At 74.6% G+C, this 16,411-nt stretch carries 16 protein-coding genes and 2 pseudogenes; 12 read left to right on the plus strand and 6 right to left on the minus strand.

Annotated elements, in window-relative coordinates; genetic code table 11:
- Positions 1 to 27: 27 nt before the first annotated feature.
- Positions 28 to 1,107: an alkene reductase gene (locus tag ACNJ93_RS06350; protein WP_418956344.1), complete on the minus strand. Its 1,080-nt coding sequence runs from the start codon at positions 1,105 to 1,107 to the stop codon at positions 28 to 30.
- Between the two features lie 149 nt (positions 1,108 to 1,256).
- On the opposite strand from ACNJ93_RS06350, the gene ACNJ93_RS06355 reads away from it, so the two are divergent.
- Complete coding sequence (locus tag ACNJ93_RS06355; protein WP_418956345.1) at positions 1,257 to 1,781, plus strand: MarR family winged helix-turn-helix transcriptional regulator; 525 nt, start codon at positions 1,257 to 1,259, stop codon at positions 1,779 to 1,781.
- 18 nt (positions 1,782 to 1,799) lie between these two features.
- Here ACNJ93_RS06355 and ACNJ93_RS06360 read toward each other — a convergent pair whose 3' ends face one another.
- From ACNJ93_RS06360 to ACNJ93_RS06370, 3 genes and pseudogenes are all read right to left on the minus strand, one after another.
- Complete coding sequence (locus ACNJ93_RS06360) at positions 1,800 to 2,855, minus strand: aminotransferase class V-fold PLP-dependent enzyme (RefSeq protein ID WP_418956346.1); 1,056 nt, start codon at positions 2,853 to 2,855, stop codon at positions 1,800 to 1,802.
- A 125-nt stretch (positions 2,856 to 2,980) separates the two neighbouring features.
- Positions 2,981 to 3,700, minus strand: a complete 720-nt coding sequence (locus ACNJ93_RS06365) for a DsbA family oxidoreductase (RefSeq protein WP_418956347.1) — start codon at positions 3,698 to 3,700, stop codon at positions 2,981 to 2,983.
- Positions 3,701 to 3,837: 137 nt separating this feature from the next.
- Positions 3,838 to 4,095, minus strand: a pseudogene (locus ACNJ93_RS06370) (helix-turn-helix transcriptional regulator); the annotation flags it as partial.
- A gap of 50 nt (positions 4,096 to 4,145) precedes the next feature.
- On the opposite strand from ACNJ93_RS06370, the pseudogene ACNJ93_RS06375 reads away from it, so the two are divergent.
- The 8 genes and pseudogenes from ACNJ93_RS06375 to ACNJ93_RS06410 all read left to right on the plus strand — a co-directional run.
- Positions 4,146 to 4,415, plus strand: a pseudogene (locus ACNJ93_RS06375) (zinc-binding dehydrogenase); the annotation flags it as partial.
- Between the two features lie 206 nt (positions 4,416 to 4,621).
- Complete coding sequence (locus ACNJ93_RS06380) at positions 4,622 to 4,717, plus strand: hypothetical protein (protein WP_418961330.1); 96 nt, start codon at positions 4,622 to 4,624, stop codon at positions 4,715 to 4,717.
- A gap of 129 nt (positions 4,718 to 4,846) precedes the next feature.
- Positions 4,847 to 5,776, plus strand: a complete 930-nt coding sequence (locus ACNJ93_RS06385) for a hypothetical protein (protein ID WP_418956348.1) — start codon at positions 4,847 to 4,849, stop codon at positions 5,774 to 5,776.
- Positions 5,773 to 7,029 carry a sensor histidine kinase gene (locus ACNJ93_RS06390; protein ID WP_418956349.1) on the plus strand — a complete coding sequence of 419 codons (1,257 nt, stop codon included), beginning with the start codon at positions 5,773 to 5,775 and terminating at the stop codon, positions 7,027 to 7,029. Before ACNJ93_RS06385 ends, ACNJ93_RS06390 begins: the two co-directional genes overlap by 4 nt.
- A 35-nt stretch (positions 7,030 to 7,064) precedes the next feature.
- Positions 7,065 to 7,682, plus strand: a complete 618-nt coding sequence (locus tag ACNJ93_RS06395; protein ID WP_418961331.1) for a response regulator — start codon at positions 7,065 to 7,067, stop codon at positions 7,680 to 7,682.
- A gap of 117 nt (positions 7,683 to 7,799) precedes the next feature.
- Positions 7,800 to 9,248: a penicillin-binding transpeptidase domain-containing protein gene (locus ACNJ93_RS06400; protein WP_418956350.1), complete on the plus strand. Its 1,449-nt coding sequence runs from the start codon at positions 7,800 to 7,802 to the stop codon at positions 9,246 to 9,248.
- A gap of 78 nt (positions 9,249 to 9,326) precedes the next feature.
- On the plus strand, positions 9,327 to 9,716 hold the full coding sequence (locus tag ACNJ93_RS06405) for a hypothetical protein (RefSeq protein WP_418961332.1): 390 nt from the start codon (positions 9,327 to 9,329) through the stop codon (positions 9,714 to 9,716).
- Positions 9,713 to 10,393 (plus strand): hypothetical protein, encoded by a 681-nt coding sequence (locus tag ACNJ93_RS06410; protein ID WP_418956351.1) that lies wholly within the window; start codon positions 9,713 to 9,715, stop codon positions 10,391 to 10,393. Before ACNJ93_RS06405 ends, ACNJ93_RS06410 begins: the two co-directional genes overlap by 4 nt.
- Before the next feature lie 15 nt (positions 10,394 to 10,408).
- Here ACNJ93_RS06410 and ACNJ93_RS06415 read toward each other — a convergent pair whose 3' ends face one another.
- Positions 10,409 to 11,833: an NCS2 family permease gene (locus tag ACNJ93_RS06415; protein ID WP_418956352.1), complete on the minus strand. Its 1,425-nt coding sequence runs from the start codon at positions 11,831 to 11,833 to the stop codon at positions 10,409 to 10,411.
- A gap of 139 nt (positions 11,834 to 11,972) precedes the next feature.
- On the opposite strand from ACNJ93_RS06415, the gene ACNJ93_RS06420 reads away from it, so the two are divergent.
- The 3 genes from ACNJ93_RS06420 (at position 11,973) to ACNJ93_RS06430 (ending at position 14,745) form a co-directional block, all read left to right on the plus strand.
- Complete coding sequence (locus tag ACNJ93_RS06420) at positions 11,973 to 13,205, plus strand: MFS transporter (protein ID WP_418956353.1); 1,233 nt, start codon at positions 11,973 to 11,975, stop codon at positions 13,203 to 13,205.
- Positions 13,206 to 13,272: 67 nt separating this feature from the next.
- The gene (locus ACNJ93_RS06425; protein ID WP_418956354.1) at positions 13,273 to 13,503 is read left to right on the plus strand and encodes a hypothetical protein; all 231 of its coding nucleotides are present in this window, start codon (positions 13,273 to 13,275) and stop codon (positions 13,501 to 13,503) included.
- A 36-nt stretch (positions 13,504 to 13,539) separates the two neighbouring features.
- Positions 13,540 to 14,745 carry a TerD family protein gene (locus ACNJ93_RS06430; protein WP_418956355.1) on the plus strand — a complete coding sequence of 402 codons (1,206 nt, stop codon included), beginning with the start codon at positions 13,540 to 13,542 and terminating at the stop codon, positions 14,743 to 14,745.
- Positions 14,746 to 14,816: 71 nt separating this feature from the next.
- On the opposite strand, the gene ACNJ93_RS06435 is transcribed toward ACNJ93_RS06430, so the two are convergent.
- Positions 14,817 to 16,265 carry a hypothetical protein gene (locus ACNJ93_RS06435; RefSeq protein ID WP_418956356.1) on the minus strand — a complete coding sequence of 483 codons (1,449 nt, stop codon included), beginning with the start codon at positions 16,263 to 16,265 and terminating at the stop codon, positions 14,817 to 14,819.
- Between the last annotated feature and the right edge of the window lie 146 nt (positions 16,266 to 16,411).

The raw sequence follows: 16,411 nt of genomic DNA on the forward strand, positions 1-16,411 counted from the left end.
CACGTGGTGGACGTCACGCCGTGGGCGTCACGCGGTGGGCGTGAGCGCCGGGTAGTCGGTGTAGCCGCGGGCGTCGCCGGCGTAGAAGGTCCGCTCGTCGCCCTCGTTGTACGGGCCGTCGGCGGCGAGCCGGGCCGGCAGGTCGGGGTTGGCGATGAACAGCCGGCCGAAGGCCACCATGTCGGCGATGCCGTCCTCGATCAGGGCCAGTTCGGCGCGGCTCGTGGGGCCCTCGGTGTGCGGGTTGAGCACGAACACCCCGGAGAACTGCTTGCGCAGGGCGAGGGTGAGCTCGCGGGTGCCGGGGACGGTCTCGGTGACGTGCAGGTAGGCGAGGCCCAGCGGTTCGACGGCGGCGACGAGGGCGGTGTACGTCTCGTCGGTGTCCGTCTCCGCCATGTCGTTGTAGGTGCCGGCCGGGGAGATGCGCAGGGCGGTGCGCTCGGGGCCGATCTCGGCGGCGACGGCGCGGACCGCCTCCACCGCGAAGCGGATGCGGTTCTCGACGGAGCCGCCCCACTCGTCGGTGCGGCGGTTGCTGCCGGTGGCCAGGAACTGCTGGATCAGGTAGCCGTTGGCGCCGTGGAGCTCGACGCCGTCGAAGCCGGCCTCGACGGCGTTGCGCGCGGCGGCGGCGAGGTCGGCGATCGTGGCGCGGATCTCGTCGGCGGTCAGCTCGCGGGGGACGGGGAAGTCCTTGGGCCCGTCGGGCGTGTACACCTGCCCGGCGGCGGCGACGGGAGAGGGACCGACCGTGTGCAGCCCGTCGCCGAGCACGTCGGGGTGCCCGATCCGGCCGGCGTGCATGATCTGGGCGAAGATCCGGCCGCCCTTGGCGTGCACGGCGTCGGTGACCTCGCGCCAGGCGGCGATCTGCTCGCGGTCGTGCAGGCCGGGGGTGTTCGGGTAGCCCTGGCCCACCCGCGAGGGCTGGATGCCTTCGCTGATGAGCAGGCCGGCGGAGGCGCGCTGGGCGTAGTACTCGGCGACGGCCGCGGTGGGGGTGCGGCGCTCGCCGTCGGCGCGGCTGCGGGTCATGGGCGCCATGGCGATGCGGTTGGCCAGCGGGGTGCCGGCGAGGTCGACGGGGTCGAAGGCGGTGGTCATCGCTGCCTCCCGGAGACAGGGAAGATATATGTGGTCGGCCAAATATATGGCCGGAAATTGGTCGGCCAATGAATCGGCCCGGGAGCCACTGTAGCCCATTCGTTGGCCGACCAAGGTAATCTGGGGGAAAGCCTGCCCGAGGAGACCCGATGTCCGCCGAGAGCCCCGCACGCCAGGGCGATCCCGTCTGTACCCCGCACCAGGCGTCGGTCACGGACCACGCCCCGGTCAGCTGCACCCTGGCCAGGGCGTTCCGGGTCCACCGCATGACGGCGGCCCGGCTCCTGCGCGACCTGGGGCTCTACCCGGGGCAGGAGTTCCTGATGATGCGGCTCTGGGAGGGCGGCCCGGCGCGCCAGTCGGAGCTGATCAAGGAGATGGGGATCGACCCGTCGACCATGACCAAGATGCTCCAGCGCCTGGAGCAGGCCGGGCATGTGCGCCGCTCCCCCGACCCCGACGACCGGCGCGCGGTGCGCGTGGAGGCGACGGAGCGCAGCGAGGCGCTGCGCGCGCAGGTGGCGGGCGCCTGGGCGACGCTGGAGCGGCTGACGCTGAAGGACCTCGACCCGGAGGAGGCCGCCGTGCTGGAGCGGCTGCTCGTCCGGGTCGAGGCGGGACTGTGCGGGGCGGAGGGGCCCTACGACTGCCCGCCCGGGGCGGACGCGCCGTGACGGGCCGGCCGGCGGGCCTCAGGCCGCGAGCACGCCCAGCGCGCGGTCCACGTCCGCGGTCGTGTTGTACAGGTGGAACGAGACCCGCAGGTTGCCGGCGCGGGCCGAGGTGACGATCCCGGCGCGCAGCAGTTCCGGATGGCGGTCGCCGAGGCCCGGCATCGCGACGATCACGCTCCGCCCGGCGGGCACGTACGCGTGGCCGACGCGGTCCAGGCCGGTCCGGAAGCGGTCGGCCAGGGCGACGGCGCGGGCGCCGATGCGCTCGACGCCGCACTCCTCGACGAGCGCGAGCGACGCGGCGGCGCCATGGTACGCGAGGAAGGCCGGGGGCTCGTCGAACCGGCGTGCGGAGCGGGCGAGTTCGGCGAGCGGCCCGTACACGCTGGCCCAGACGTCCGCGCCGGCGGACATGCCCGCGTGGATCGGGACCAGGGTCTCCTGCGCCTCCTCGGTGACGGTGAGGAAGGACGCGCCGCGCGGGCAGAGCAGGTACTTGAAGCCGCCGGTGACCGTGAAGTCGTGGGCGCCCGCGTCCAGCGGCAGCCAGCCGGCCGACTGGGTGGCGTCGACCAGGGTCCGCGCCCCGTGCGCGGCGGCCGCGGCGCGCACGGCCGCCAGGTCGGCGATCCGGCCGTCGGAGGACTGCACGGAGGAGCACGCGACGAGCGCGGTGCCGGGCCGGACGGACTCGGCGAGGCGCTCCAGGGGCACGTACCGCAGCTTCAGGTCGCCGCGGACCAGGAACGGGTCGACGACCGAGCTGAACTCCCCCTCGGGGAACAGCACTTCGGCCCCGGCGGGCAGTGACTGGGCGATCAGGCCGACGTGCACGGCGACCGAACCGCCGACGGCGACCCGGTCGGGGTGCACGCCGGCGATCCGGGCGAAGGTCTCGCGGGCGGCCTCGACGGCCCCGGAGTCGCCGGAGCCGCCCGGCCGCCCGGCGGCGAGCTCCGCGGTCAGCGCCGCGACGGCGTCGACGGTGCGGCGCGGCAGCAGGCCGCAGGTGGAGGTGTTCAGGTACGTCTGCGTCGGGGCGAACTGGTCGCCGCCGAGGGGCTCCTCATCCATGCTTCCACCCTGGACAACCCTCAACTCAAAGTCAATTGCGAGTATTTGAGGGGTATTCCTAAGGAACGCTTATGGATGGGCGGTTCCGTGGACGGTCGGGCCCCCGGCCCGCCGTCCGCGGCCCGTCAGACCTCGCAGTTCCCGTTCACGTCGCAGGCGGGCGCGTCGGCGTCGCCCTGCACGGCGGCGACCGCCACCGGCTGCGGCGCCCGGCTCGCCCACGCCTGCTCCAGCGCCTGCGTGAACACCTCGGCGGGCTGGCCGCCGGAAACCCCGTAGCGCCGGTCGAGCACGAAGAACGGCACCCCGCTCGCGCCCAGCTCGGCGGCCTCCCGCTCGTCGGCGCGCACGGCGTCGGCGTACGCGGCCGGGTCGGCGAGCACGGCGCGCGCCTCGGCCTCGTCGAGACCGGCCTCGACGGCCAGCGCGAGCAGGGTCGCGTCGTCGAAGACGGAGCGCTCCTCGGCGAAGTTCGCCCGGTAGGCGAGATCGAGGAGCTCGTTCTGCCGTCCGCGCTCGCGGGCGAGGTGGAGCAGCCGGTGGATGTCGAAGGTGTTGCCGTGGTCGCGGCCGTCGGTGCGGTACTCCAGGCCCTCGGAGCGCGCGTTGGCGGCCACGTGCTCCTCCATGGCGCGGGCCTCGTCGAGGGTGCGGCCGTACTTCTTCGCCAGCATCTCCAGGACCGGGCCGGTGTCGCCCTTGGCACGGTGCGGGTCGAGTTCGAAGGAGCGGTGCACGACCTCGACGTCGTCCCGGTGGGCGAAGGCCGCGAGGCCCTTCTCGAAGCGCGCCTTCCCGATGTAGCACCAGGGGCAGGCGATGTCGCTCCAGATCTCGACGCGCATGTGTCCGGCTCTCTCCCTCTCGCACGACCCGGAGGGCAGTCCTCCGCTCACTCCCGGTGCCAACGCGGACGACGGGCCGTCCCATTCCCCGGAAGCCGCGCGTGTGACCCGCGGCACGGCGCGGGCGCCGGCCGCGGTCAGGAGGCCCGTGCCGGCTCCCCCGTCGCCCGGTACCGGCCGGGGGCCGTGCCGTACTCCCGCTTGAACGCCTTGGCGAAGGCGAACTCCGAGGTGTAGCCCACCCGTTCCGCGACGGCGCGCAGCGGCGCGTCGCCGGTGCGCAGCAGCCGACCCGCCGTGGTCATCCGCCACCACGTCAGGTACGCGAGCGGGGAGCGGCCCACCAGGGACGTGAACCGGCGGGCGAACGCGGCCCGCGACAGCCCGGCGACCGCCGGTGACCGCGGCGGCGGCCTGGCTGACGTACTCCACCGCGTACGGCGGCATGGTGGAGACCGGCGGGCTGCGGCCCGGCGACCACGTGGTGATCACCGGGGCGTCCAGCGGGGTCGGGACGGCCGCGGTCCAGACGGCCCTGCGGGTCGGCGCGGTGCCGATCGCCACGACCCGCGGCGAGGCGAAGCGGCGCCGGCTGCTCGACCTGGGGGCCGCGCACGTGATCACGACGGACACCCAGGACGTGGTGGAGGAGGTGCGCCGGTTCACCGGCGGCGCGGGCGCCCGGCTCGTCTTCGACGCGATCGGCGGTCCCGGCTTCGCCCGGCTCGGGGACGCGCTGGCGCCGGGCGGCACCGCCGGCTGTACGGGTGGCTGGACCACCGGCCGCCGACGCTGTCGCGGAACTGGCCGCTGGCGTTCCACGGTTACGCCAACGGCGCGCTGGTCCGGACGGAGGACGGCCGCCGGCGCGTGGCCGGCTTCCTCTTCTCCGGCCTGGCCGACGGGTCGCTCGCCCCGGTGGTGGCCGAGACCTTCGCCGGTCTGGAACGGACGGTGGACGCGCACCGCGTGATGGAGGCCGGCGCGCACTTCGGCAAGCTCGTCGTGACGCCCTGACGGCGCGCCGGCGGGACGGGCCGCCGCTCGTGCTCCTCCTCGTGGCCCCTCGGTCTCCCCCGTGCGGCGGAGGGGGTTCCTCTCCGGGCAGGAGGTGTCGTGGGCACGCCGACAAGCAGGCTGGCGGGCATGAAGAAGACTCTCCGTGCCCTGGCCGTCCTGGCCACGCTGCCGTACATCGGACTGAAGGCCGCCTGGATCGCCGGCAGCAGGATCGGCGTCCCCGAGGGCAGCGTGCTGCTCGACGACCCCGGGCTGATGGCCGCCGTGAACGCCGTGACGATCCTCATGGACGCGGGCGTCGTCGTCCTCGCCCTGCTGCTCACCCAGCCCTGGGGCCTGCGCGTGAAGTCGTGGCTGCTCGGGCTGCCGGCCTGGGCCGCGACCGGACTGCTCGCGCCGATCGTGGTCGGCTTCCCCGCCCAGCTGGCGACCGCCGCGGTCGCGGGAGCGGAGACGCACACGGCCGGCGGGCGCCCGTTCCTGGAGGAGTGGGTCTTCTCCGTGGTGTACGGCGGGTTCATCGTCCAGGCCCTCGCGCTCGGCACGCTGTTCGTCCTGTACGCCCGGGAGCGCTGGTCGCACCTGTGGGCGGGCCGGATCGGCGGGCTGTCGGCGGACCTGGCCGGGCGGGCGACACGGCTGACCGCCGTGGCCGGCTCGGCGGTGGCCGTCGTCCCGGCCGCGCTGCACGCGCTGTGGGCCTCCGGCTCCGAGCGGGGCCTGTCGGCCGGCCGGATCGCCGACCGCACCTCGGACTTCTACGTCCTGGAGGGCGTGCGCGTCGCCTTCCTGCTCGCCGCGGTGGCGTCGGTGCTGGTGCTGGTCCTCCGGCTCGGCCGTTCGTGGCGGGTGGGCACGCCGCTGGCGGTGGCCTGGACGTGCACGGGGGCCGTGGGCTGCTGGGGCGGGTGGATGCTGCTGGCGACGCTGATGCCGGCCTCGGATCCCGCACAGGAGGCCACGGGGTGGATGATCACCTCCTACGCTGGAGCGATGATCACAGGGTTCCTGCTGGCCGGCTGCCTCGCCGTGGTGCTGCGCCGGCGCGGCGCATGAGACGCGCGGCCGCCGCGGTGTTCGGCCGGCGGGCCGTGCTCCGCTGGGTGCATCTGATCCTCGGCGGCGCGCTGCTGATGCCGTACTGGCTGCTCGGCACGGTGGTGATGGCTCCGCTGTTCGACGGGCAGGGCATGTTCGCCGCCTCGCTGGGCATGCAGTTCGCCGCGTACGGGTTCGCCCTGCCGCTGGTGGCGGTGACGGCGCTGTTCCCGCTGGCCCGGCCGATGTCGGTGGCGGTGGCGCGGGCGCTGTGCGACGTACGGGGCAGGGAACTGGCGGACGGGCCGGCCCGGGGGCGGGAGGCGCGGACGCGGACGGCCGGCTGGCTCGTCCTGCACGTGGGCCTCGGCGGTCTGCTCAGCGGGGCGACGCTGGCGCTGCCGCCGTTCGCGCTGACGCTCATGGCGCTGCCGTTCTCGGAGCGGCTGCAGCGCTCCGAACTGACCGCGTACTACGGCCTGGACCAGCCGTGGGCGCAGTGGCTGGGCGTCCCCGTGGCGCTGCTGATGCTGACGGCCCTGGCGGCCGTCGCGGCCGGGGCGGGCGCCCTGCTCGCCGGGCTGGCGCCCCTGCTGCTCGGGCCGAGCCGGGCGGACCGGCTCGCGGCGGCGGAGCGGCGGGCCGAGGAGCTGGCGGTGCGCAACCGGCTGGCCCGCGAGCTGCACGACTCGGTGGGGCACGCGCTGAGCGCGGTGACGCTGCAGGCGGGCGCGGCCCGCCGGCTGCTGGACAGCGACGCCCCAGGCGACCGGGAGTTCGTCCGCGAGGCGCTGGCCGCGATCGAGGAGACCACCCGGCGCACCGTCGGCGAACTCGACCATGTGCTGGGCCTGTTGCGGCGGGGCGACGAGCCGTCCGGCGAGCTGCCCGGGCCGGGCCTGGAGGCGCTGGACGCGCTGGCGAGGGGCGCGGGCGCGACGGCGGCGGTGACGTGGACGGGCGATCTGGAGCGGGTGCCGCCGACGGTCTCCCGGGAGGCGTACCGGATCGTGCAGGAAGGGCTGACGAACGCCGCCCGGTACGCGGGCGGCGCACCGGTGACGGCGCATCTGGCGCTGGGCGACGAGGAGTTGGAGATCACCATGGAGAACCCGCTGTCCGGCCGGCCGGCGCCGGTCCGTCCCGGCGGGGGCCGCGGCCTGCGCGGCGTCGCCGAGCGGGCCCGGCTGCTCGGCGGCACGTCCGCGGCGGGCCCCGTGGACGGCGTGTGGCGGCTGACCGCCCGGCTGCCGCTGGGGGGCGGACGGTGACCGCGACGCGGATCGTGCTGGCCGACGACGAGCGGATGGTGCGCACGGCGCTGCGGGTCATCCTGGACGCGGAGCCGGACCTGGAGGTGGTCGGGGAGGCGGCGACGGGGGCCGAGGCGGTGTCCGTGGTGCGCGAACTGCGGCCCGACGTGGTCCTCATGGACGTGCGGATGCCGGAGATCGACGGGATCCGGGCCACCGAGCAGATCCTCGCCGGGATGTCCGGACCCCCGCGGATCGTGGTCGTGACGACCTTCGAGAACGACGCGTACGTGTACGACGCGCTGCGCGTCGGGGCGGCCGGCTTCCTGCTGAAGCGGGCGGCCGCGGAGGAGCTGGTGGGCGCGGTGCGGCTGGTCGCCCGCAGCGATTCGCTGCTGTACCCGGCGGCGGTGCGCGGGCTCGCCGCCGAGCACGCCCGGCGGGCCCCGCGCGCCGCGCCGCCCTGGGTGGGGCGGCTGACCGACCGGGAGGCGGAGGTGCTGCGGCTGATGGCGACCGGGATGACCAACGCGGAGATCGCGGACCGGCTGGCGGTCGGCCCGGCGACGGTGAAGACGCACGTGGCGGCGGTGCTCGCGAAGACCGGCGCGCGGGACCGGACGCAGGCGGTGATCGTGGCGTACGAGTCGGGGTTCATCACGCCGGGGTGATCGTCCCTGGGCGCAGGGCCGGCCGTCGTGCACAGGGCCGTCCGTCGTACATGAGGATCGTCTGAGAAACCGGCGGATCCGGAACGTCCGGCTCCCACCGGTTCGTCGTTCCGGGCGATGAACAGGACGATCAGGCGCGCCTCGGTCTTCGCGCTGCTCCTGGTGCTCGCGGTGCTGCTGCGGGCCACCTGGGTGCAGGCGTACGAAGGCCGGGCCCTCGCGAACGACCAGCACAACCGGCGGAAGATCCTCGCGCAGTACGCACAGCCGCTCGGGAACATCGTCGTGGCCGGAGCCCCGGTCACCGGCTCGAAGCCGACGAAGGGCGGCGACCTCGCGTACAAGAGGTCGTACACCGACGGCGAGCTGTACGCGGCGGTGACCGGCTACAGCTCCCAGGCGTACGGGGCGACCCAGCTGGAGGGCATCTATTTCGGCGTCCTCGACGGCACCGACACCCGTCTGAAGGACCCGGTGGACGCGCTCACCGGCAAGGGGCAGGAGCCCGGCGACGTGCTCACCACGATCGACCCGGCCGTGCAGAAGGCAGGTTTCGAGGCGCTCGGCGACACGAAGGGCGCGGCCGTCGCGATCGACCCGAAGACCGGCCGGATCCTGGGCATGGTCTCCACGCCCTCGTACGACCCGTCGGAGATCGCCGGACTGTCCGACGGCGCGGCCTGGCGTGCGCTGTCCGACGACCCCGACAAGCCGCTGGTCAACCGGGCGCTGCGGCAGCCGCTGCCGCCCGGCTCCACGTTCAAGCTGGTCGTCGCGGCGGCGGCGCTCGAGGCCGGCCTGTACCCGGACGTGGACACGCCGACGAAGAGCCCGGACCCGTACACGCTGCCGGGCACGCGGACCGTGCTGAAGAACGAGAACGCCGCCGCGCCCTGCGAGAACGCCACCCTGCGCACCGCGCTCCGGTACTCGTGCAACAACGTCTTCGGCAAGCTCGCCGTCGACCTCGGCCAGGACAGGGTCCGGGCCATGGCGGAGAAGTTCGGTTTCAACGACAAGAAGCGGGACGTGCCGGTGCGCGCCCACGCGAGCGTGTACCCCTCCGGCATGGACCGCGCGCAGACCGCGCTGAGCGGCATCGGCCAGTTCGACGTCACCGCCACCCCGCTCCAGATGGCCATGGTCTCCGCGGCCCTCGCCAACGACGGTCTCATGGCGTCGCCCCACATGGTCTCCGAGGTCGTCGACGCCGACGGCGACGTCCTGCAGGCGTACGAGGACGGGGACACCCGCCGGATCGTGTCGTCCGGGACCGCCGCCCAGCTGCGCAGCGCCATGCGGACCGTCGTGGAGCAGGGCACCGGCTCCAACGCCGCGATCGACGGCCTGGAGGTCGGCGGCAAGACCGGCACCGCGCAGCACGGCGAGAACAACAGCAGGACGCCGTACGCCTGGTTCACCTCGTACGCCGAGGACCCGGCGACCGGCCGGCAGGTCGCGGTGGCGGTGCTGATCGAGGACTCGGGCGCGGCGCGCTCGGAGGTCAGCGGCAACGGGCTCGCGGCCCCGGTGGCCGAGCGGATGATGCGTGCGGCGCTGAAGTAGCCTCGGCGGGACACAAGTTGAGTGCTCAACCGGAGGACTGCCGTGCGTCGTCTGCCCCGTTCCCCGTCCGGCTGGACCATGGCGGTCTTCGGCGTGCTCGCCGCCGCGCTGGGGGTGGTCGGGCTGATCTCCCCCGGCGCCCTGCTCACGATGATGGGCTTCGACCCCGTGCCCGAGGGGGGACGCGCGGACGGGGACCACACCCTGGTCTTCCTGACGGCCTCCTCCATGGCCGCGCTCAACATGGGTGTGTACTACGTGCTGGCCGCCCTGGCGGACTGGCGGGCGTTCTTCCGCTGGACGGTCCCGTTCCGGCTGCTGACCTGCACGGTGTTCACGCTGGCGGTGGTCACCGGCCGCGCGCCCGAGGGCTTCCTCGGCGTCGGCCTGTGGGAGGGCGCGGGCGCGCTGGCGACGGGGGCCGCCCTGTGGTGGGAGACCCGCGCCCGGCAGAATGCGGTCGCATGAGCCACCCGCGCCCCTCCGACGACCTGGCCGCCGCCTTCGCCCGTATGGGCGGGGCCGACGAGGACAAGGTCTGGTCCGAGCTCTGGGACGACCTCTGCCATCAGGGCTCCGTCTACGACGACAGCTTCCTGGCCCTGCCGTTCCTGGCGGCCGTCGCGACGGGCGACGCGCCGGGCGACCCGGACATGGCGGTCTCCATGGCCGGTCTCATCGTGTCGGCGGCCGACGAGGAACGCACGGCACGGTACGCGGACGAGATCGCCGCGCTGCGGCCGGTCGCCGAGCGCCTGCTGGCGGCGGAGACGGACCGCGTCTCGTACGTGTACCTGCTCCAGGCCGTGCTGGCCTTCGAGGGCGAGCGGCTGTGGAGCCAGGCCCGGCTGGAGGGCCTGTTCGACGACGAGTACGAGGTGGAGTGCCCGTCCTGCTCGTCGGAGCTGCTCCTCTCGTTCGGCGAGGGCGACGGCCACGCCGAGGCCGGCGGGCAGCGGGCGCCGCTGCACCCCGCCGACCCGGGGGCCCTCGCCGCCCTCCCGGCGCGGCTGCACCGGATGGCCGCCGGGGCCGGGCAGGAGGAGGTGGCGCGCGGGCTCACGTTCCTGTTCGGGACCGCGCACTGCCCCGACTGCGAGACGGAGTTCCCGGTGCCGGAGCAGGTCGCGGCGCGCGCGTACTGACGCCCTGCGGGCCGCCTATCCGGCGCCGAGCAGCCGCTCGACCGGTTCGATGGCGAAGTACACCGCGAACAGCGCCGCCGCGCCCCACATCAGCGGATGCACCTCGCGCGCCCTGCCCACGGCCGCCTTGACGACGACGTAGGCGAGGAAGCCCGCGCCGATGCCGTTGGTGATCGAGTACGTGAACGGCATCACGGCGACCGTGAGGAAGGCCGGGACGCCGTACTCCAGGCGCTCCCAGTCGATGTGCCGGACCTGCGCCATCAGCAGGAAGCCGACCGCGATCAGCGCGGGCGCGGCGGCCTGCGCCGGCACGACGGTGGCGAGCGGGGTCAGGAACAGCGCGAGGGCGAACAGGCCGCCGGTCACCACGGAGGCGAAGCCGGTGCGCGCGCCCTCGCCGACGCCGGCCGCCGACTCGATGTACGAGGTGTTGGAAGAGGCGGAGGCCGCGCCGCCGGCGACGGCCGCCGCGCCGTCGACGAGCAGCACCCGGCCGAGGTGCGGGACCTTGCCCCGCTCGTCGAGGAGGCCGGCCTCGGCGGAGACGCCGACGACCGTGCCCATGGTGTCGAAGAAGTCGCTGAGCAGCAGCGTGAAGACGAGCAGCACGAGGGTGACGATCCCGACCTGCTCGAACGCGCCGAGGAGGCTGAACGAGCCGACCAGCCCGAAGTCGGGCGCGGCGACGAGCCGGTCGGGGACGGCCGGCACCGTGAGCCCCCAGGAGCGCGGGTCGATGTCGGCGAGCGCGTCGACGACGACGGCCACGACGGTCGTGGCGACGATGGAGAGCAGGATCGCGCCCCGCACCTTGCGGGCCATCAGCGCGAAGGTGAGCAGGACGCCGAGACAGAAGACGAACACCGGCCAGCCGGACAGGTGGCCGTTCGCGCCGAGCTGCACGGGCACGGTGCCGGTGTCGCCGGGGATGCGGGTGACGAACCCGGCGTCGACGAAGCCGATGAAGGCGATGAACAGGCCGATGCCGACGCTGATGGCGTGCTTGAGCTGCTGCGGGATGGCGTGCATGACCGCCTCGCGCAGCCCGGTCACCACCAGGACGCAGATCAGCAGGCCCTCGATCACCACCAGGCCCATGGCGTCGGCCCAGCTCATGAGGGGTGCGAGCTGGAAGGCGACGACGGCGTTGAGGCCGAGGCCGGCGGCGAGCGCCAGCGGCAGGTTGCCGGCCACGCCCATGATCAGGGTCATCACGGCGGCGACGAGGGCGGTGACGGTGGCGAGTTGGGCGGTGCTGAGCTGCGCGCCGAACTTGTCCGTGGCGCTGCCGAGGATGATCGGGTTCAGCACCAGGATGTAGGCCATGGTGAAGAACGTGGCGAAGCCGCCGCGTATCTCCCGGCCGAACGTCGACCCGCGCTCGGTGATCCCGAAGTACCGGTCGATTCCCGTGCGTCGGGGCAGGGGTCTGCTCATGGGCTCTCCTCCAGGGACGGCTGGCTGGCTGGGATTGTGCCCGGCCGCGGGCCGTTTCAGGTGTCGCCCGTGTGACGGGTTCGCACGCCTGGGAATCTGCCCGATCCCCCGGCGGGTCCTTAGCCGCCAGGCTGCGGCCATGACGGGCACGACGGGCATGACGGGCACGACGAGCATGAGGCGCACGGTTCCCCTGTATCTGGCCGGGGTCCTGGTGTCGGGGTTCGGGACCACGGCGCTGTGGCTGGTCTCCGGCATCTGGGTCAAGTCCCTGACGGGCTCGGACGGTCTGGCGGCGCTGACCGCCTTCGCGCTGTGGGCGCCGGCCCTGTGCGGCCCGGTGCTCGGGGCGCTCGCGGACCGGGTGCGGCGGCGGCCGCTGATCGTGGCCGTGAACCTGGCGATGGCGGCGCTGCTGCCGGTGCTGCTGTGGGTGGACTCCGCGGACCGCGTGTGGCTGCTGTTCGCGGTGCTCGTGGTGTACGGGGCGCAGGGCGCGGTGCAGGACGCGGCGGAGTCGGCGCTCGCGGCCGGCACGCTGGATGAACGCCGGCTCGGGGACTTCAACGGGCTGCGGCTGACGGCGAACGAGGCGACGAAGCTGGTCGCGCCGATGGCCGCGGCGGGGCTGTTCGCCCGCTGGGGCGCGGGTCCGGTGGTGCTCCTGGACGCGGCGACGTTCGCGCTCGCCGGCGGGCTGTTCGCGCTGATGCGGGTACGGGAGGAGCCGCCGCGGCCGCAAGGGCGGGTGCCGGGCCGGTGGCGGGCGGAGACGGCGGAGGGGCTGCGGGTGCTGCGCGGCGCGCCGCTGCCGCGCCTCCTGGTGCCGGCGGCGGCGTTCACGATGCTGCTCGCGGGGCTGAACGGGGCGGCGGTGTACGCGGTCGTGGACGGGGGCCTCGGGCACGACCCGGCGTACGCGGGCGTGCTGTACACGGTGCAGGGCGCGGGTTCGGTGGCCGCCGGGCTCGCGGCGGGGCCGCTGCTGCGCCGGGTCTCCGAGGCGCGGCTCGCGGCGGTGGGCCTGGCGCTGTTCGCGGTGGCGGCGGGCGCGCGGGCGCTGCCGTACGACGGGGTGGCGCTGGCCGCCTCGGCGGGGATCGGCCTGGGGCTGCCGTGGGTGCTGGTCGCGACGGCGACGGCGGTGCAGCGGACCGCGCCCAAGGAGGCGGTGGGCCGGGCGGCGGCGACGGCGAACACGCTGGTGTTCGTGCCGAACGCGGTGGCGCTGGCGCTGGGCGCGGCGCTGGTGGAGCTGGTCGACGTACGGGTGCTGCTGCCGGGCCTCGCCGTGGCGGGTGCGGCGGGCGCGGCGGCGCTCGCGGCGGCGCGGCGGCCCTCCCGGGCGCGCAGGGACGGGGCGGGGGCGTGAGGCGCGCGCTCCGCGCCCCCGGAAATTCGGGTGCGGCCAGGGGCCCGGCGGCGGGAGGATGCCGCTCATGCCCCGACCTGATGGCTTCACCTACCAGCGGTTCGGCGACGGCCGCGTGGAGATCGTCCACCGCGGGCGCGCCGCCGCCACGCTGCGCGGCGACCGCGCCGAGAAGTTCCTGGCCGCCGTCGGGTCCGGGGACGCGCAGCTCGTCATGGCGCGCTGGACCGGCTCGTACAAGTTCGGCAACGAGCGCGCGGCCCGTTCGCACCCGCGTCACCAGGGTGGCCGTAGGTAAGGGAACGGCAAAGCGGCGTCGCTCGTTACCCCGGGCATGACCGCAATGACCCCCGGCTCGAACATCCCGCTCGCCGTCCCGCGCGTGGCGGTGGACGTCGCCGCCCCGGTGCGCCTCGACGTCTCCGGCCTGCTCCTCACTGCCGACGGCAAGGTCCGCTCGGACGACGACTTCATCTTCTACAACCAGCCCTCCGGCCCCGGTGTGACGTACCGCTCCGGCGGCGGCGCGGCTCCGGACGCGATCGTGGTGGACACCACGGCCCTGCCCGCCGGCATCGAGAAGATCGTCGTCACCGCCAGCCCGGACGCGGCGGGCCAGACCTTCCAGGGCGTCGAGCCGACCGCCACCCTTCGCAACGCGGACGACGGCAGCGTGCTGGCCACGTTCACCCCGCCGCGGCTCGGGGCGGAGACGGCCCTGGTGGTCATGGAGATCTACCTGCGCAACGGGGCCTGGAAGGCCCGCGCGGTGGGCCAGGGGTACGCGAACGGGCTCGCGGGCATCGCGACGGACTTCGGCGTCTCGGTGGAGGAGGAGCCCGCGGCGGCCGCCCCGCAGGCCCCCGCCGCCCCGCCCGCGCCGGCCGCGGCTCCGGTGGACCCGAGGGTCGCCGCCCCGCAGGCCCCCGCCGCTCCCCCGGCCGCGGCCCCGGCGCCGACCGGGAAGATCAACCTGGACAAGGGCCGGGTCAGCCTTCAGAAGAACCAGACGGTGTCGCTGGTCAAGGGCGGCCGTCCGCTGCTCTCCGCCGTCAAGATGGGCCTCGGCTGGGAGCCGGCGTACCGCGGCAAGGACATCGACCTGGACGCCTCGGTGATCGCCTACGGCCCCCAGCGCAACCACCTGGACAGCTGCTACTTCGGCAAGCTGACCATCCTCGGCGGCGCGGTCCGGCACTCCGGCGACAACCTGACCGGCGAGGGCGCGGGCGACGACGAGGTGATCACGGTCGACCTGGGCCGGCTGCCCGCGGAGGCGACGGGCCTGGTCTTCACCGTGAACTCGTTCTCCGGGCAGAAGTTCACCGAGGTCGCCAAGGCGTACTGCCGGCTGCTCGACGCGGCGACGGGCGAGGAGCTGGTCCGCTTCGACCTGACGAACGCGGAGCCGCAGACCGGCGTGATGATGTGCAAGCTGATCCGCCAGTTCTCCGGCGAGTGGGAGATGACGGCGATGGGCGACTTCGTGAAGTCCCGTACGGTGCGCGGCATGGTGAAGCCGGGCGCCCAGGCCCTGTAGACGGCCGGAAGCCCCCGACGCGGCCGAGGGGCCGGCCGTGACACCGGCCGGCCCCTCGGCTTCGCGCTCCGTCAGCCGCTCGTGCGCGAACGGGCCTTGAAGGCGGCCTTGCGGGCCTCCTTGGCGATGCGCTTGTCGCGGTGGAGCCGGCCCATCGCCTCCAGGACGTCCGCCGTCGCGGGGTGCTCGACGCGCCACACCGCGTCGAAGAAGCCCTCGTGGCGGCCCGTCAGGCCCTCGATGAGGTCCTGCAGTTCCTCCAGGTCGCCGTCCATCTCCAGCTGCGCGGCGATCGTGTCCACGGCCAGCCAGAAGATCATCGACTCCGGGGGCGCCGGCACGTCCGCCGCGCCCCGCTCCGCCAGCCACACCCGGGCCAGCCCGCCCAGCTCCGGGTCGTCGAGGACCTCCCGCACCGCGGGCTCGGCCTCGGCGCCGACCAGCGACAGGGCCTGCTGGCAGTGCAGCCGCCGCAGCGGCGAGCCGGCGTCCGTCCCGCGCGCCGCGGCCAGCAGCTCGCGCGCCGCCGCCACCGGTGCGCGCCCGCCGAGCCACAGCTCGATCTCGGCGCGGGCCGCCTCGGACGGGTAGTGCGCGACGCCGTCGAGCAGCGCCTCGGGGCCCTTGCCGGTCAGGTCGCCGACGGCCGGCGCGTCCACGCCCGCGTCGAGCATCCGCGTCCGGATGCCGTACAGGCCGAGCGGCGTCAGCCGGACCAGCCCGTACCGGGAGACGTCCTCGTCGTCGACCGACGGCACGGGCTCTTCGCCCTCCTCGGCCATCAGCGCCTCGTCCACCGGCTGGTACTCGACGAGCCCGATCGGCTCCAGGACCCGGAACTGGTCGTCGAGGCGCATCATCGCCTCGGAGACCTGCTCCAGGACGTCGTCCGTCGGCTCGCCCATGTCGTCGGGCACGATCATCGACGCGGCGAGCGCCGGCAGCGGCACCGCGTTCTCCCCCGCGCCGCCCTCGCTGACGGTCAGCAGGTACAGGTTGCCGAGCACGCCCTCCAGGAACGCGGTCTCCGCCTCCGGGTCCCAGTCGAGCCGGGACACGTCGATCTCGCCGTCCTCGCCGATGAGGTCGGCGAGGTCGTCGAACACCGGCGCCGTGGCGTCCGCGAACACCGCGTCGAAGCCGTCGAGCCAGACCCCGAGGACATCGGCCGGGGAGCCCTGGGTGAGCAGCGCCAGGTTCTCGCCGGCCGTGACGCCGGACGCCTCGTCCTCCTCGCCCTCCGGCTCCGGCACCGACACGAGCCCGGTGTCCACGGCCACCCGCCACGCCTCGCTGGCCTGCGCCGCGCCCTCCTCGTCCGGCTCCAGCCCCAGGGCCTCGGCCGCCTCCGGCAGTTGCTCGTCGACGAGTTCGCCGCCCACGCCGACCCGGGTCCCGGGCCCGGCCCAGCGGGCCAGCCGCACGGCCCCGGCGAGCAGCGGCGCGGCGAGCGCGGCCCGCGCCAGCTCCGCGTCCGAACGCAGCCGAACGGGGGGCAGGGTGGGGCGGTCCGATGGCATCGGCGTGTTCTCCTCGGGATGCGGTTCCAGGCGGCCTTCAGCGTAGACGCATTTGCGGGCGCGCCCGCCGGTTCACGATTCCGTGAGCTCCCGTACACCCGCGGACCCTTGACAAGGGGTGGCCACAGCCAAGAGATTGACGCGCG

The organism is Streptomyces tritici, from assembly GCF_048500665.1.
GTDB classification, from domain to species: Bacteria; Actinomycetota; Actinomycetes; order Streptomycetales; family Streptomycetaceae; genus Streptomyces; species Streptomyces tritici.

Excerpts from the sequence above, each read along its gene's own strand:
- ACNJ93_RS06360 (WP_418956346.1), bottom strand. The coding sequence starts at position 2,855 with ATGGATGAGGAGCCCCTCGGCGGCGACCAGTTCGCCCCGACGCAGACG.
- ACNJ93_RS06400 (WP_418956350.1), top strand. The coding sequence starts at position 7,800 with ATGAACAGGACGATCAGGCGCGCCTCGGTCTTCGCGCTGCTCCTGGTG.
- ACNJ93_RS06410 (WP_418956351.1), top strand. The coding sequence starts at position 9,713 with ATGAGCCACCCGCGCCCCTCCGACGACCTGGCCGCCGCCTTCGCCCGT.
- ACNJ93_RS06425 (WP_418956354.1), top strand. The coding sequence starts at position 13,273 with ATGCCCCGACCTGATGGCTTCACCTACCAGCGGTTCGGCGACGGCCGC.
- ACNJ93_RS06420 (WP_418956353.1), top strand. The coding sequence starts at position 11,973 with ATGACGGGCACGACGGGCATGACGGGCACGACGAGCATGAGGCGCACG.
- ACNJ93_RS06405 (WP_418961332.1), top strand. The coding sequence starts at position 9,327 with ATGGCGGTCTTCGGCGTGCTCGCCGCCGCGCTGGGGGTGGTCGGGCTG.
- ACNJ93_RS06395 (WP_418961331.1), top strand. The coding sequence starts at position 7,065 with ATGGTGCGCACGGCGCTGCGGGTCATCCTGGACGCGGAGCCGGACCTG.
- ACNJ93_RS06385 (WP_418956348.1), top strand. The coding sequence starts at position 4,847 with ATGAAGAAGACTCTCCGTGCCCTGGCCGTCCTGGCCACGCTGCCGTAC.
- ACNJ93_RS06355 (WP_418956345.1), top strand. The coding sequence starts at position 1,257 with ATGTCCGCCGAGAGCCCCGCACGCCAGGGCGATCCCGTCTGTACCCCG.
- ACNJ93_RS06350 (WP_418956344.1), bottom strand. The coding sequence starts at position 1,107 with ATGACCACCGCCTTCGACCCCGTCGACCTCGCCGGCACCCCGCTGGCC.
- ACNJ93_RS06390 (WP_418956349.1), top strand. The coding sequence starts at position 5,773 with ATGAGACGCGCGGCCGCCGCGGTGTTCGGCCGGCGGGCCGTGCTCCGC.
- ACNJ93_RS06365 (WP_418956347.1), bottom strand. The coding sequence starts at position 3,700 with ATGCGCGTCGAGATCTGGAGCGACATCGCCTGCCCCTGGTGCTACATC.
- ACNJ93_RS06415 (WP_418956352.1), bottom strand. The coding sequence starts at position 11,833 with ATGAGCAGACCCCTGCCCCGACGCACGGGAATCGACCGGTACTTCGGG.
- ACNJ93_RS06435 (WP_418956356.1), bottom strand. The coding sequence starts at position 16,265 with ATGCCATCGGACCGCCCCACCCTGCCCCCCGTTCGGCTGCGTTCGGAC.
- ACNJ93_RS06430 (WP_418956355.1), top strand. The coding sequence starts at position 13,540 with ATGACCGCAATGACCCCCGGCTCGAACATCCCGCTCGCCGTCCCGCGC.